The organism is Paenibacillus azoreducens (assembly GCF_021654775.1).
GTDB classification, from domain to species: domain Bacteria; phylum Bacillota; class Bacilli; order Paenibacillales; family Paenibacillaceae; genus Paenibacillus_AQ; species Paenibacillus_AQ azoreducens.
In genome coordinates this window covers 6073051-6086643 of the sequence record NZ_AP025343.1, presented here as the reverse complement: position 1 = coordinate 6086643, position 13593 = coordinate 6073051, and the positions used below count along the sequence as shown (strand labels likewise).

The window sequence follows — 13593 nt, the reverse complement described above, 5'->3', positions numbered from 1 at the left end:
TATACGATGAAAACGACGGCGAAATACGAAGAAATGCGGCATGGCTCGATCTGGCTGATCGCGCTGCGGTCCAGTTTATTGTTTATCGTCATTTGCGGTATCGCCTATCCGCTGGCCAGCACGGGGCTGGCCCAGCTGATTTTCCCGCATCAAGCCAGCGGCAGCATGGTTAAAGACAGTTCAGGGCAAACCGTGGGTTCGGAGCTGATCGGGCAAACTTTTACGGACCCGGCGTATTTTCAAGGGCGCATCTCCAGCATTGATAACAACGGAGCCGGTTCAGGTTCCAATAACTACGCGCCATCCAATCCCGAGCTGGTCAAACGGGTTAAGGATTCGATAGCACAATGGGAAAAGGAAAACCCTCAGGTGCCCGTCAGCAAACTTCCTATCGACCTGATTACGAATTCCGGCTCCGGCCTCGATCCGCATATTACGCCGGCTGCAGCCGAGGTGCAGATTCCGCGGATTAGCTCTCTGCGCCATATTCCGGAGGAGCAGCTGCGGCAGCTCGTAGCCAAAAATACCGAGGGACGTGATTTGGGCGTTTTTGGCGAAAAAAGGGTGAATGTGCTTAAGCTGAATTTGGCGCTCAAAGAGCTTGCCGGAAAATAGGGAGAGGTTTTGGGGAATAAAAAAGGCCGCATGAGCGATCAAGAAGCTCATTGCGGCCTTTTTGAAGATATAAGATAGTATAAACTTCGGGGAGCTCGGATTCCCTTATCGCAAGAAAAAGTACCGCTAAGCGCGGTCTGTCTTCTGAGAGTACGCCGATAGACGTTTTTCTTAATTGATGATTCCATGTTTCGTTAAATTTACTTCCTTTTGTTATCTCCTACGCAATGGGAATTTCCCCCCCCCCCTTAATCTAGAAACATGCAAAAGTGCAATTTTTTATGTCATATTTTAATGCGTATGAGGAATGCTTGCAAAAGTGCAATTATTTTCAGGATTGAGCTTGTTTTTTACAGATATCGGTTAGGAAGGTTGCACTTTTGCATCAATTTAAATTAAAACGGACATTTTCTGCTTAAAAGCCTGCATTTTTGCATCAATTTCAAAATCTAAAGGCTATAGTATGCAGCATCGTCCTACCAAAGATTAAAGAGAAGGCGCCAATCCACGATTGTCTTGTTTTAGCCTGGAAATGCTAAACAGATATGTCGATTCGATTAACCCGCGAAAGTTTGATAAATAAGGAACAGATTGAGGACCACGATCACGGCGGAAACGAGCCAGGCCGATATTTTAATCCAAGCCGGGTTTACGAAAATGCCCATGATTTTGGGGTCTCCGGTAAACTTGACCAAAGGAATGACGGCAAAGGGAAGCTGCAGCGACAAAATGACCTGACTGAGAATCAAAAGCTCTTCCGTGCCTTTTTCCCCGGCAATAATCGTCACAATCACGGCGGGAATAATAGCGATGAGACGCGTAATCAGCCTGCGGAGCCAAGACGGAAGTTTGATGTCGAGAAACCCTTCCATGACGATTTGACCGGCCAAAGTGCCTGTCAGGGTCGAGTTTTGGCCGGAAGCCAGCAGCGCGACGGCGAATAAAATACTTGCGACCGCCGTTCCCACCAGCGGAGACAGCATATGGTACGCATCGCTGATTTCGGCGACTTCCGTCATGCCGGCCTTGTGAAACGTCGCCGCTGAAACGATCAGGATCGCCGCATTGATAAACAGGGCCAAAGTCAGCGCAATCGTGGAATCCCAAACGGAGAAACGGATGGCTTCGCGTTTGCCTTCGTCGGTATTTTCGTATTGGCGCGTCTGTACGATGGAAGAGTGAAGGTATAGATTATGAGGCATGACCGTGGCCCCGAGAATCGCGATGGCGATGTACAATTTCTGCTGGTCTGTTATCAGGTCTGCCGTCGGGATAAACCCGGCGAGCACGCTTCCGGCATTGGGTTTGGCTAACCACAAGTCCACTGCGAAGCATGCGCCGATGGTTGCGATAAGAATGATGACCAGAATTTCAATCGCCCGGAATCCTTTGTGCTGGAGAAGCAGTATAAGCAGCACATCCAACGCGGTGATCATCACACCGTACAGCAGGGGAATGCCGAACAAAAGCTTTAGAGCGATAGCTGAACCAATGACTTCGGCCAAATCGCATGCCGCAATAGCGAGTTCGCACAGGACCCATAGCCCGACGGCGACCGGTTTTTTGTAATGGTTGCGGCAGGCCTGCGCAAGATCATGCCCAGTGACGATGCCGAGCTTGCTCGACAGCGACTGCAGCAGCACCGCCATGATATTGGATATCAGGATAACCGACAGCAGGGAGTAGCCGAACCTCGCGCCGCCGGCAATATCCGTCGCCCAGTTGCCGGGATCCATATATCCGACCGCAACTAGATAACCCGGGCCGGCGAAAGCGAGAAATTTCCGGAAGACAGAACCTTTATGCGGCACCTTCATGGAATGGTTCAGCTCCGCAAGCGAAGATCGCCTCTTCGGTTTGGTCCAAGTTTTTGGTTTTTCGGAGCTGTTAGACCCGGTATTATCCATATTTCGCACCTCGTTAAAGGTTAGTCTTATATATATAACCGGTTGCTATGCATTGCTTGAATATGGAAACAAAGGGGAAGCGCCTGCTTACGGTTATCGATGATTATGATTTCACCGATGCTGGACTTTTGCCCTCCGTCTTTTTCTTGTCGATATGCTTGCAAGAAAGACATCTGTTAGCACATAGGCTAATCCAAGCAAGAGCGGCCATGTCATATGGGTGTCGTATAACAGCACGGACAGCAGTGATGTTACGATTGGAGTCAAATTCAAATATATGCTCGTTTGGCTGGCGCCAATCCTCTGAACTCCAAGATTAAAAATTACGTAGCCAATAAGCGTTCCGCCGATCACCATATAGCCCATTTCAAACCAGCTCTGCACAGACATTGTCAATTGATTTACGTTCAACGAATTGTGTTCCAGCAGGAGCATAACGAGTTGTTGTCTGTTTACATCTCCTAACGCTTGAAAAATAGGCGTCGCCTGCCGGAACTTCTCAAGCACCTGCTCTTTATTGCTGCAATTGTATGATTCTTGTTCGGCTGTGATGGTTATCGCCTCCGTGTGTGTTTATATGGTTAAACATTTAGAATTTGTTATCTTCCATTAATCAGTACGATATCAAGATGATTATCAACGACGGGCGGCGATTATTCTTTAATTAGCGGTATCTTACCGGGGTGGAAAAGGATTCCGGACGGCTTTTTTTGCTCTCATGGGTATAGCGGAGCGCGAAGTGATGCAACCTTTTATTGACATGAACTTTAAAATTCTTTAATATGTCTAGGTACTTGATACAGAAATCTAAATGAACGGGTGATGCATATGTCTTACAGACCAGTGATTACGAATATGGAAGAAGCCAGCAGCAATGAAAAAAGCGGATTATATGAATTCATTCTTTATCTGGCTGACGGAACAGTGTGCCGCGCGTCCTACAGCCGTTCTCCAGAGTGGAAAATGACAAACATCAACCGGTTGCAAAAAACGCCTTGCCCTGTCTGCCGCAAAGATTTTATCTGCAAATGCATCGAGAGCTACAAAGGCGAACTGGAACAGCAAATCAACGAAAACCAATGGATCGGCAAAGCTTTGGCCAAATAAGCTGCCGACCGAAGATACAGGCGCGGGAAGCTACCCGGGCTTTTTTCTTTTTGAATGACCTTGTTCTCGGGAGGGGAGCTTTTCGAAGAGGCGTTTGCGGGCAAGGGGAGCTTGATTTTCGAAGAGGCGTTTGCGGGCAAGGGGAGCTTGATTTTCGAAGAGGCGCAGGAGATACTGAGATCAGGAGGTGCCGGAATATGGAAGTTCTGCACAGGCCTGAAGGAAAGGGCGGCAATCGGATCGTACTGGTGGACGGAGTATGCCATTTATGCCAAGGACTGACGCGTTTCATTATTGAGCGCGATCCGCAGGCGAAGTTTCGTTTTGCTTCGCTGCAATCCGAAATCGGAGCCGAACTGTTGCGGCAAGGAGGTCTTCCAGCGGATGGGATGGATACAGTGGTATTGATTGAAAATGGTCATTATTACACTCATTCGGCTGCCGTTTTACGTATTTTTCGTCAATTGAAAATGCCCTGGCCGCTGCTTTATGCGTTTGTAATCATACCTCCGGCCATTCGGAACAGGATGTACCGCTGGGTTGCCCGGAACCGTTACCGCTGGTTTGGCAAGGATGAGCAGTGCCTGTTACCGACACCCGAATTGCGGAACCGGTTTTTATGAAGGGTACGGGATTCATGATTGGTCTCTCCTAACGGATAGTAGTTGGGCTAACCCAGCTTGATTTTTCTGCTAATGCATGAAGTGTGAGTTGGATTCATTGTCTGATTTTTGCTAACGCGTGTAGGTATTAAATTGGATTCCGCTGTCTGATCTTGGCTGACGCGTGTAGTGTGAGTTGGATTCCGCTGTCTGATCTTGGCTGACGCGTGTAGTGTGAGTTGGACTCTGTTGTCTGATTTTGGCTGACGCATGAAGTGTGAGTTGGACTCCGTTGTCTGATTTCCTCTAACGAAACTGAGAAACGCTATTGCCCCTGATTCGAGTTCAAATCAAATCTAATGAAACTACAGATCGTTATTCGGGCAAAAATTGGCTTAATCACCCTCAATTTTGATAGATAGCGATACATAGTTTCGTTAGATTCTGTAAAGGCTTCATTTTGCGTAAATAACGATTGCTAGTTTCGTTAGCCTAGCTGGACATAGTTCCATCTAACCGTATCGATCTACACTTAGCCTGAGTCCGAGCTTTCAGCAACCTTATGAAATTTGATGCGCCACTTCGATGGGGTGCGGGTTTTATAGATAGTGAACTTTTTATCTATCGATTTTTGCAAAAATTGTATTGTGTTTCAATTCAGGATATGATAAATTCCTAATTAAGCCAGAATATTGCAATTTCGATCCCGGCCGGTTTCCGGATCGATCTATTGGCGTGAAGCCACTTGGATTATTGCAATATTCTAATGGAAATGAAACAAATAAAGCTAATGACGGAAGCACCGTTTCTTGAGCCGCTAATGCGGCTTGGAGGCGGTGCTTTTTTTCATGCTTTAAGCGAGGGGGATTGAGAGTCTTATGGTGCCATATAAGGTGGTGCTGGCCGTACGGGAACCGGAATATTTGGAGCGGCTGCTTCATTACGCTTATGCAAGCGAATATGGAACCAGGATGCATATCATCGGATTTACGCGGGCGGAGCCTTTTCTGGAGTACATGAACGGGAGAGAACAGCCTGATTTGGCGGTTGGGGACAAGGAACTGCTCGGTTCCTGGCTGCGCGAAGGTGGTATGGCCTGCTCATGGAGGACATTCGGCGCAAGCGGCGACGAGGCGACAGAAGTCCTGAAATATCAGCCGCTCCCCGAATTGCTGGAGGCGCTGCTTCGGGCCTGCCAAAAGAAGGGCGGACGATCAGGACCAACCGCAAAGCAGGGCGGAGGGGCGGTGACGATCGGTTTTGTGTCCGCCGCCGGCGGATGCGGCAAAACGACGGCTGCCGTCAATATGGCCAAACAGCTTGGCGGATTGGGACTCTCCGTGTTTTACCTGAACGTGGAGGCAATAAACAGCAGCGCGGTATTTCCCAGACAGAACCGGAAAGCGGAGGATGCCCAAGGCCTCCCGAACCTGCTGTATGAGATGAAAGCCGCACAGGAAACGAAAAACGGAAAATCCGTTCCGGTAGATTCTTTTGTTGTTCACCATCCCGCGATGAAATGCGATTGGTTCGATCCGGTTCATAACCGGAATGAAATTTTGCAGCTGGGAAAGGAGGATGTGCTCGCCTTGCTTGGATTGCTGGCGCAAAGCGGCCGATACGATGTCGTGATCGCCGACACCGATTCCGGCATGAATGCGCGGACAGATGCCGTGATCGATGGCTGCAGCCATTTGATATGGATGCTGCTCGACGACCTGATCCATATGTACAAAATTGATCAGCAGCTCGCTTATATGGAGCGCAGCAGCCCCGAAGAGCTTGAGCAAATGATGGCCAAAAGCCGGTTTATCGTGAATCGGTATGTCGGCAGCCTGGCGAATGTGCTTCCGGAGAGTATCAGGGAGATCGACGGGGTTCTTCCGTACATCCCTTCATGGAAGCAAATCCATAACGAAGAATTGCTGCTGAGTTCGCCTATTTTTCAGCGGGATATTCTTAAGCTCTGCCGGGAATTGCTGGGTGGGGAGTTGGCGGAAGCAGCAGGGGTGAGGGCATATGGATGAGGACCTGTTCAGGCAGCTGAGGGGGGAAGTGCGTTCCGGTCTTGACGTCACGTCTGCGCTGGATAACAGTGAGCTGATTAAGTTTATCGAACGGACCGTATTCAGCCGCCGGGAACTTCGGGATTTGACTGCTTCGGAGAAGAGACGGCTTGTCCGGCGTATTTTTGATTCTTTCCGGGGTCTTGATATTCTACAGCCTCTCGTTGACGATCCGGGCATCACGGAAATTATGGTCAATAGCCACCAGGACATTTTTATCGAACAAAACGGCGAGGTTTCAAAGCTGCCGCTGGAATTTGAATCCCAAACCAGACTGGAAGACATCATTCAAACGATCGTGTCCGGCGTGAACAGGGTAGTTAACGAATCGTCTCCTATAGTGGATGCTCGTTTAAAGGACGGTTCGCGCGTCAATATCGTTCTTCCTCCGATTGCGCTCAAGGGGCCGACGATGACGATTCGGAAGTTTCCCGAAAAGCCGATGACGATGGAGGATCTTGTGCTTCGGGGAGCGCTGGAGCAGGATGCTGCTACGCTGCTGCAAAAACTGGTGGTTGGCAAATACAACATCTTTATTAGCGGTGGTACGGGTTCCGGCAAAACCACATTTCTAAATGCGTTGTCGCAATTCATTCCTGCGGACGAGCGGGTGATCACGATTGAAGATTCGGCTGAGCTGCAGATTGTAACCGTGCCGAATCTGGTTTCCCTGGAGACCCGCAACGCCAATACCGAAGGGCGCGGGGAAATATCGATCCGGGACCTGATTCGTTCTTCGCTGCGAATGCGTCCGAACCGGATCGTTGTCGGGGAGGTGCGGGGAAGCGAAGCGCTGGATATGCTGCAGGCGATGAATACCGGCCATGACGGGTCATTATCAACCGGCCACGCGAACAACACCCGCGACATGATCAGCAGGCTGGAGACGATGGTGCTGAGCGGAGCGGATTTGCCAATCGCCGTTGTGAGGCAGCAGATCCGTTCGGCGATCGACATCTTTGTTCATTTGGCAAGATTGCGTGACCGATCGCGGCGCGTGGTCGAAATCAGTGAAGTGATCGGGATGGAGGGCGGCGAAGTTGTGCTTCATCCGTTATACAAATTCAAGGAGACGGGGGAAAAGGATGGACGTGTATGCGGCCGTCTGGAACCGCAAGAGACGCTGATGAATCAGGACAAGTTGAAGATGGCCGGCATATCTTATGATCCGCAATCACCTGTGAAGGAGGCTGCTGTATGAAAACAGGACAAACGGCTCTGGGCCGAAGCAAGTTCGGCAGCCAGCAAGGGCAGGGCACTTTCCGTGAAATGCCGAAAGGAAGCCGGGGAAGTCAGAAGGCGAGCCAAGATCGGAGAAAGCAGCTTCCAGACTACAGCGTGTATGTTTTGAGCGGATTGCAGCGAATTTTGTGTGTGACAGCGGGAGCGGTATTTTTCTTTGGCATCGGTTTTCTTTTTTATCACCAATGGATCATTGCGCTTTTTCTGTCGGCGGGAGGTCTCTTGGTCCCGCGTTTTTGGAGGAAATACATGCTTCAGCGGCGGCGAGCGGCATTGAATTTGCATTTCAAGCAAGCTCTTTATTCGATATCTTCCTCGCTGTCGGCCGGGCGCTCCGTGGAGAACGGTTTTCGGGAAGCGATTCAGGATTTGCGTATGCTCGATCCGGAGGCAGAAAACGATCTGATCACGGAACTATCTATTATTTGCGCGCGCATGGAATATGGGGAGCCGATTGAAGACGCGCTGCAAGATTTTAGCCGAAGGGCTTGTATGGAGGACATCACGAATTTTGCCGATGTGTTTACGACCTGTAAAAGAACGGGAGGGGATCTGGTCGAGGTGATTCGGAGAACTTCCACGATAATCGGCGAAAAACTTGACATCCAGCAGGAAATTGCCGTGCTCGTCGCCCAGAAGAAATTCGAATCGAAAGCGCTCTTGGCCGCTCCCATTATGATGCTTGTGTTCATGAACATGACCTCGGGCGACTATATGAAGCCGATGTTCAGCGGAGCGGGCATGATCATTTCGACATTTGCTTTATTTGGACTTGCAGGCTGTTTGTTATGGATTATCAAAATCATGGATATCAAGATTTGAGCGGGGTGGGAATATGAAGCTGCTTGCTGTCGTGATGCTGGTTCTTCTGGCGGGAGGCTGGGTGGTGCTGAACCAGATCGGCGGCGCAAATTACAGAAAAATCGCCAAACTCCAAATGGAGGGACTGAGACTGAGGACACTGGTTCCCCCTATGTTGTATATTCTTGACCGATTGAAGCTTACGGCCCGGTTCCCGCTTTTTTTCTTCAAGATTCAGCGTTCGGTGCAAAAGCTGAACGGACAGCGCCATAGCGCCGAAATGACGCTTTTATATGTCGGGGAAATGATGTGCTACAGCTGGCTTTTGCTCGCTCTTGGCTGTTTGCTGACATTAGCGATGGGAGAAGGGACGGGGCTGGCCATTGGCAGTGTTTTAGGCTTGCTGCTGCCCGCAGCTATGGTCAAGGATATGCACGGCAAAGTGCAAAAGCGGGACCATGATATTTTGATGGAGCTGCCTGAGCTATTAAACAAAATCGTTTTGTTGGTTGGTGCAGGCGAGACGGTTCAAAAAGCGATCAGCCATTGCGTGAATCAGAAAAGGCAGGAGAAAAACCATCCGCTGTACCGCGAGCTCATCAAAATGGCGGATGATTTGGAAGGGGGATATTCCTTTCAGCAGGCTTTCGAAAATTTCAGCAAACGCTGCGCGGTGCAGGAGGTATCGATCTTTACGACAACCGTGCTGCTTAATTTCCGGCGGGGCGGCAGCGACTTTGTCATGGCTTTGTCGGATCTGTCCCGGACGCTGTGGGAGAAGCGCAAGGCCATTACACGTACGCGGGGGGAGCAGGCCTCTTCCAAGCTGATCTTTCCGATGGTCGTTATTTTTGTAATTGTTATTGTGCTTGTCGGAGCACCCGCATTTATGATGATGAATATGTAGGGGGATGAATGAAATGCTGACATTGGCATGGGGGAAAGTAAAAGATTTTTGGAAGCGCGAAGACGGTTTGGGGATGCTGGAGATCATTTTGATTATCGCGGTCATTATTATCATTGCCGTGTTGTTCCGGGACGAACTGCTTCGTATCGTTAAAAATCTCTTAAATAAAGTGGAAAGCAAAAGCGATGATGTTTTCAACAAAAAATAGTTCATTGAAAAATGACGGGGGCAGCTTCACTGTCGAAGCTTCCCTCGTGCTTCCTATCGTTTTGTTCGTTACGATGATCCTTATCTTTTTTTGTCTGTATGTTTATCAGGAAAGCTTTTTGCATCAGACGGCTTCTGCCGTGGCGGAACGTTCCGCCTACAGTTGGGACAATAGCCACAAGGAGGCGGCGACCGGTGCTGTCACCAAAGGCGAATACGATTCATTGTACTGGAGGCTCAGCGATGACGGAATGCTTGGCGCATTGTTTGGTTGGACCGGTCTCTCGGATCAAAAACAGACTGCTCAACTGCCGGGAGCCGAAGGCGGCGACCGTTCGCTTCCTACCATAAAAATGAATAAATCCGGAAGCATGGTTCCCCCGGAAATGAAAGGAGAAATCAGCTATAGAAACACAGTTTTGCAGCGCAAAACTTCGGTGGATCTGGCTCGGATGCTGTCTCTGCCGCCGCTGGACCTCATGCTGAACGGCGGTTCGGATGTGAATACATATGCGAATTCCACCGTGGTGGAGCCGGTGGAGTTTATCCGAACAGTGGATCTGATGAGATATTACGGCTTAAAATTCAAAGGCTCGGGAGAGAATGGGCAGACCGGTCAGGGCGGGGCTAAACGGGTGCTGGATGCCCTTAAGTCTTTCATGTTTTCAGGAAAGTAACGGAATCTGATGAGGGGGAAGCGGGGATGTTCGCAAAGAGACGACCGGAGAACGGATCGGTTTCCGTGTTTTTGATTATGATTCTGGCCTTTATTTTCGCTTTTGTGGCCTTGTTTATCGATTATTCCCGCATTGCGGCCTTGAAGGTTCAAAGCGAACGTCTGGCACATGCAGCGGTCCGGTCTGTGATGTCGTCTTATGATCCGGAGCTGCAGGAGCGGTACGGTTTGTTTGCGTACGGTTCGCATAGCGGAGACCAGATCATGGCAAGCGTGCTGAATAGCAGTATGGAAAAAGGGAAACGAAGTGACCGGTTTAATGTGCTGCCGCTGGAACTTGACAGTTCCGGCTTGAAAATGGACAGGATGCTGGGCGAATACGATATTTTTAACCGCGGGATTGGAGAAGAAATGAAGTACAAGGCCCCCATTGATTTTACACTCGAAATTTTGAGCAAGTTCAAGCCTTTGTCTTCATCTATGAAGGAGGCCTCGAATACGTTTGATGTGCTTCGGAAGCTGCAGAAGCTGTACGACAAGCGGGAGGCGGCTTTGGATCTGATGCTGGCGAAACAGAAAAAAGCGGCGCAAAGCGCAAGCGGCATCGCAGGGCTTCTGATGGATTCATATGCCGGCTCGATTCCGAACGAATCCTTGGGTTCATCGCGCGTGACGACGGGGGCGGCCATTGCTGCCCAATACGATGACTATGTTAGCAAGGTTAACGAAGACGCTAATCGCGGCGAAGATGAAAAGCCGAAGTATGGTGACGAAATCAGCGCTTACCTGACAAACTCTGCAGAGATTTGGGCCCGGTTGGGAAACAGACAAAGCTCGGCTGCTGAAAGCCATTCCAGGCTGCTCCAGGAAGCGCGCGAAGACTGGAAGGAAGCCTGCGATTTAAATGAACAAATGAAGCAAGTGATTGCATCCGCCGAAAACCGCGTGGAGAGCACAGGATATGACGTGGTTTCCGCAGGGGGGATCCCGGGAATATCGGCGGAGACCAGCGGGGACGACTCGGAGACGATCCGCGGGCTGCGTGGAGAGACGGACAAACTGCTGCTTAGCGACAACCTGCTCGGTGAATTAAAAGACGAAATTGACCGTCAGGAGAATGAGTCCCATACCGCTAACCGCAGCGTTTCGGAAGCATCGTCTGCTTTGGCGGCAGCCACAGGACCTAATGGCAGCTCCGCCAGCATGAAATATGCAGTCATTTCGGCCCGCGGCTTGGTAGATGAATATTTGCGCGCGTACGCCGACCCGGGTTCGGCGAACAGGCTGGATCAGGCAGCGGGACGGCTTGAGCAGCATCGCGCTTCGGATAAACAGCGGAAGGAAAAAGAGAAGAAAAGTAAGGCCAAGCTGAAAGATGCAGCCAATATCCTTGAGCGGATCAAAGAGCTGGACAAAAAGGCGAAGAGGTATATGGAGGAGTATAAGAAGCTGCAAACCTACTACGAGGAAAGCTTGGACTTCAATAAACAACAAGCCGACGGCAATCATAAGGGGGCAGATATGGATTCCGATCCATATGATGCGGGCAAATCCGCTATGAATGGTATGGATGGGCTGTACGGAGCCATGGCGGGGATGATGAACGGAGTTAGAGATGAATTGCTGCAAAATGAATACGCCGCGTTGTACTTTAAGCATTTTGACATCAGCATACTTAAGGATGCGGCCAAAAATCCGCAGGCGAAGCTTGGAGATGCCGTTGTTGATCAACTAAGTGTTAGTAATCAGGAGTTGGAGTACATTTTGTACGGCTTTCACAACCCGGTAGGGAATGTCTCGGCAGCTTATGCCGAAATTTTCGCTTCCAGGCTTGCGATCCGTACGATGGAAGGGCTGGTCAAAAACAGCGGCCTCGGGCATCCGCTGCTGGTGCTTGCCGCGGCTGTGCTGTACGGAATTGAAATGGCCATTGCCGATATGATCACGTTATGCGAAACGGGAGCAGTGGAGCTGTCTAGTTATGTTAAAGTGAAAATCACTTATCGCGACTATCTGCGGCTGTTTTTGCTAATTCATAGCAATAATGAGAAGAAAATGTCCCGCATGTTGGCTCTGATCCGGTTCAATACCGGGATTAATCCTGCGGAAAGGGCGACCTATGCGTCAGGGGAAGTGAAGATCGGGATGAAATTATGGTTTTTGCCGGGTGTGATGAAAATGGTTGGGTATGCCGGGGGGCATCCGGACGAAGTGGAAGGAAACCGATATTATGCGGTCAAACAAGCGGATTACTCATATTAGCAGTAGATTGGCTTGGTGCCGGATGATCCCTTCCGATCAAAGCGGAGGTAGACAGCAGGGAAGTATGGTGGTGGAAGCTTCGCTGGTCCTGCCCATGTTTATCTTTTTTGTACTTTTCCTGATTTATATGGTACAGATGACGCTGATTTCTACAGCACTGCAGAGCACGGTATCCGATACAGTCAAAATGGTTTCGACTCATATCTACCCGGTTGCGCTGGCGATTGAGCAGAAGGCGCCCGAGACAAAGAGCGACGGCAAGGAGCCCGCCGGAAGCTGGAGTGTTCCGAAGCTTTCGTTAACGGATTGGGCTGCCCAATATACGGATACGCTGCCTCCGCCATTGAATGAATGGATGGCAGGTGCGGTAGATAAAGTGGATGAACCGCTGCAGGATTTGAAAAATCAGGCGGCGGAGGCCATTCTTGATCCGGTCGTAAAGCCGATTCTTAAGCCGTATATGGAAAGCAGACTGCTTGATTACGATAGAATTCATGTCTCAAATATCCAGATTCCAAACTTAAGAACCCGAACGGATCCTTATTTCGGCATCGTGGTAAGTTATGAGCTTCCGATGAAGGTACCGTTTCTGGACAAGAAGATCGTTCTTCAGGCTAAGGCGCAGGAGCGTTTGTGGATCGGTGAAACCGACGAGGCCGGTACGGGCGGCGAAGGTGAATCGGGACAGGGCAATCAGGTTATTGAACTTTTGGAGAAGCCGGATCCGGCTTATGTCGGAAGAAGGGCGAAGGTTCGCGCGAAAATTGCGCCGGGGGCTTCGGCCAATCTGTCGGTTTTCTATAAAAGCGGTGAAAGCACCGCGAAATACCTGGGTGAGAAACAAGCCGATTCGGAAGGCTACATCGAATGGGAGTGGTTTGTGGGCACCAATACTACGCCGGGTACCTGGCCCTTTGTGATTACGACCGCGGACGGACAAAGGACTGAAGTGATGTTCACGGTTGTAAAAGGATAAGGGCTGCTTAAAGTGCATGTTCAAAAAGATCGGTTTTCTTAAGATTATAGAATTTATAAATTTTCTTGCTACGCTGAACAATTCTATAATCGCAAGAAAAACTATCTCTAAGCGCGGTCTTTCTTCTATGAATATACGTCGATAGACGTTTTTCTTAAGATATAAGAAAGTATAAACTTCGGAGATCTCGCATCCTTATATCGCAAGAAAAATTACCGCTAAACG

13 protein-coding genes and 1 pseudogene are annotated in these 13593 nt (G+C 49.7%); 11 read left to right on the top strand and 3 right to left on the bottom strand.

The features are described 5' to 3' along the window. Window positions 1-6 precede the first annotated feature (6 nt). Window positions 7-615 (top strand): potassium-transporting ATPase subunit KdpC, encoded by a 609-nt coding sequence (kdpC, locus tag L6442_RS27070; RefSeq protein WP_212978926.1) that lies wholly within the window; start codon window positions 7-9, stop codon window positions 613-615. Window positions 616-1172: 557 nt separating this feature from the next. On the opposite strand, the gene L6442_RS27065 is transcribed toward kdpC, so the two are convergent. From L6442_RS27065 to L6442_RS27055, 3 genes and pseudogenes are all read right to left on the bottom strand, one after another. Continuing rightward, complete coding sequence (locus L6442_RS27065) at window positions 1173-2522, bottom strand: Nramp family divalent metal transporter (protein ID WP_212978927.1); 1350 nt, start codon at window positions 2520-2522, stop codon at window positions 1173-1175. Window positions 2523-2633: 111 nt separating this feature from the next. Next, the gene (locus L6442_RS27060) at window positions 2634-2879 is read right to left on the bottom strand and encodes a DMT family transporter (RefSeq protein ID WP_237100417.1); all 246 of its coding nucleotides are present in this window, start codon (window positions 2877-2879) and stop codon (window positions 2634-2636) included. A gap of 33 nt (window positions 2880-2912) precedes the next feature. Then, window positions 2913-3074, bottom strand: a pseudogene (locus L6442_RS27055) (ArsR/SmtB family transcription factor); the annotation flags it as partial. Window positions 3075-3350: 276 nt separating this feature from the next. Between L6442_RS27055 and L6442_RS27050 the strand changes: the two are divergent. From L6442_RS27050 to L6442_RS27005, 10 genes are all read left to right on the top strand, one after another. Continuing rightward, complete coding sequence (locus tag L6442_RS27050; protein ID WP_194235174.1) at window positions 3351-3629, top strand: hypothetical protein; 279 nt, start codon at window positions 3351-3353, stop codon at window positions 3627-3629. 197 nt (window positions 3630-3826) lie between these two features. Then, window positions 3827-4252 (top strand): thiol-disulfide oxidoreductase DCC family protein, encoded by a 426-nt coding sequence (locus tag L6442_RS27045; RefSeq protein WP_212978928.1) that lies wholly within the window; start codon window positions 3827-3829, stop codon window positions 4250-4252. An 857-nt stretch (window positions 4253-5109) separates the two neighbouring features. After that, on the top strand, window positions 5110-6258 hold the full coding sequence (locus tag L6442_RS27040; RefSeq protein ID WP_212978929.1) for a P-loop NTPase family protein: 1149 nt from the start codon (window positions 5110-5112) through the stop codon (window positions 6256-6258). Further along, a complete protein-coding gene (locus L6442_RS27035) occupies window positions 6251-7498 on the top strand; it encodes a TadA family conjugal transfer-associated ATPase (RefSeq protein WP_212978930.1) in 1248 nt (415 codons plus the stop codon). The genes L6442_RS27040 and L6442_RS27035 overlap by 8 nt, the downstream gene beginning before the upstream one ends. Before the next feature lie 68 nt (window positions 7499-7566). Continuing rightward, window positions 7567-8361: a type II secretion system F family protein gene (locus L6442_RS27030; RefSeq protein ID WP_237100416.1), complete on the top strand. Its 795-nt coding sequence runs from the start codon at window positions 7567-7569 to the stop codon at window positions 8359-8361. 13 nt (window positions 8362-8374) lie between these two features. Then, complete coding sequence (locus L6442_RS27025; RefSeq protein WP_194235179.1) at window positions 8375-9247, top strand: type II secretion system F family protein; 873 nt, start codon at window positions 8375-8377, stop codon at window positions 9245-9247. 13 nt (window positions 9248-9260) lie between these two features. Further along, the gene (locus L6442_RS27020; RefSeq protein WP_194235180.1) at window positions 9261-9455 is read left to right on the top strand and encodes a Flp1 family type IVb pilin; all 195 of its coding nucleotides are present in this window, start codon (window positions 9261-9263) and stop codon (window positions 9453-9455) included. Continuing rightward, window positions 9433-10131 carry a TadE family protein gene (locus L6442_RS27015; protein WP_237100102.1) on the top strand — a complete coding sequence of 233 codons (699 nt, stop codon included), beginning with the start codon at window positions 9433-9435 and terminating at the stop codon, window positions 10129-10131. The genes L6442_RS27020 and L6442_RS27015 overlap by 23 nt, the downstream gene beginning before the upstream one ends. 26 nt (window positions 10132-10157) lie before the next feature. Next, window positions 10158-12392 carry a Tad domain-containing protein gene (locus L6442_RS27010; RefSeq protein ID WP_212978932.1) on the top strand — a complete coding sequence of 745 codons (2235 nt, stop codon included), beginning with the start codon at window positions 10158-10160 and terminating at the stop codon, window positions 12390-12392. Beyond that, a complete protein-coding gene (locus L6442_RS27005; protein ID WP_306436687.1) occupies window positions 12361-13368 on the top strand; it encodes a TadE/TadG family type IV pilus assembly protein in 1008 nt (335 codons plus the stop codon). The genes L6442_RS27010 and L6442_RS27005 overlap by 32 nt, the downstream gene beginning before the upstream one ends. Window positions 13369-13593: the final 225 nt, after the last annotated feature.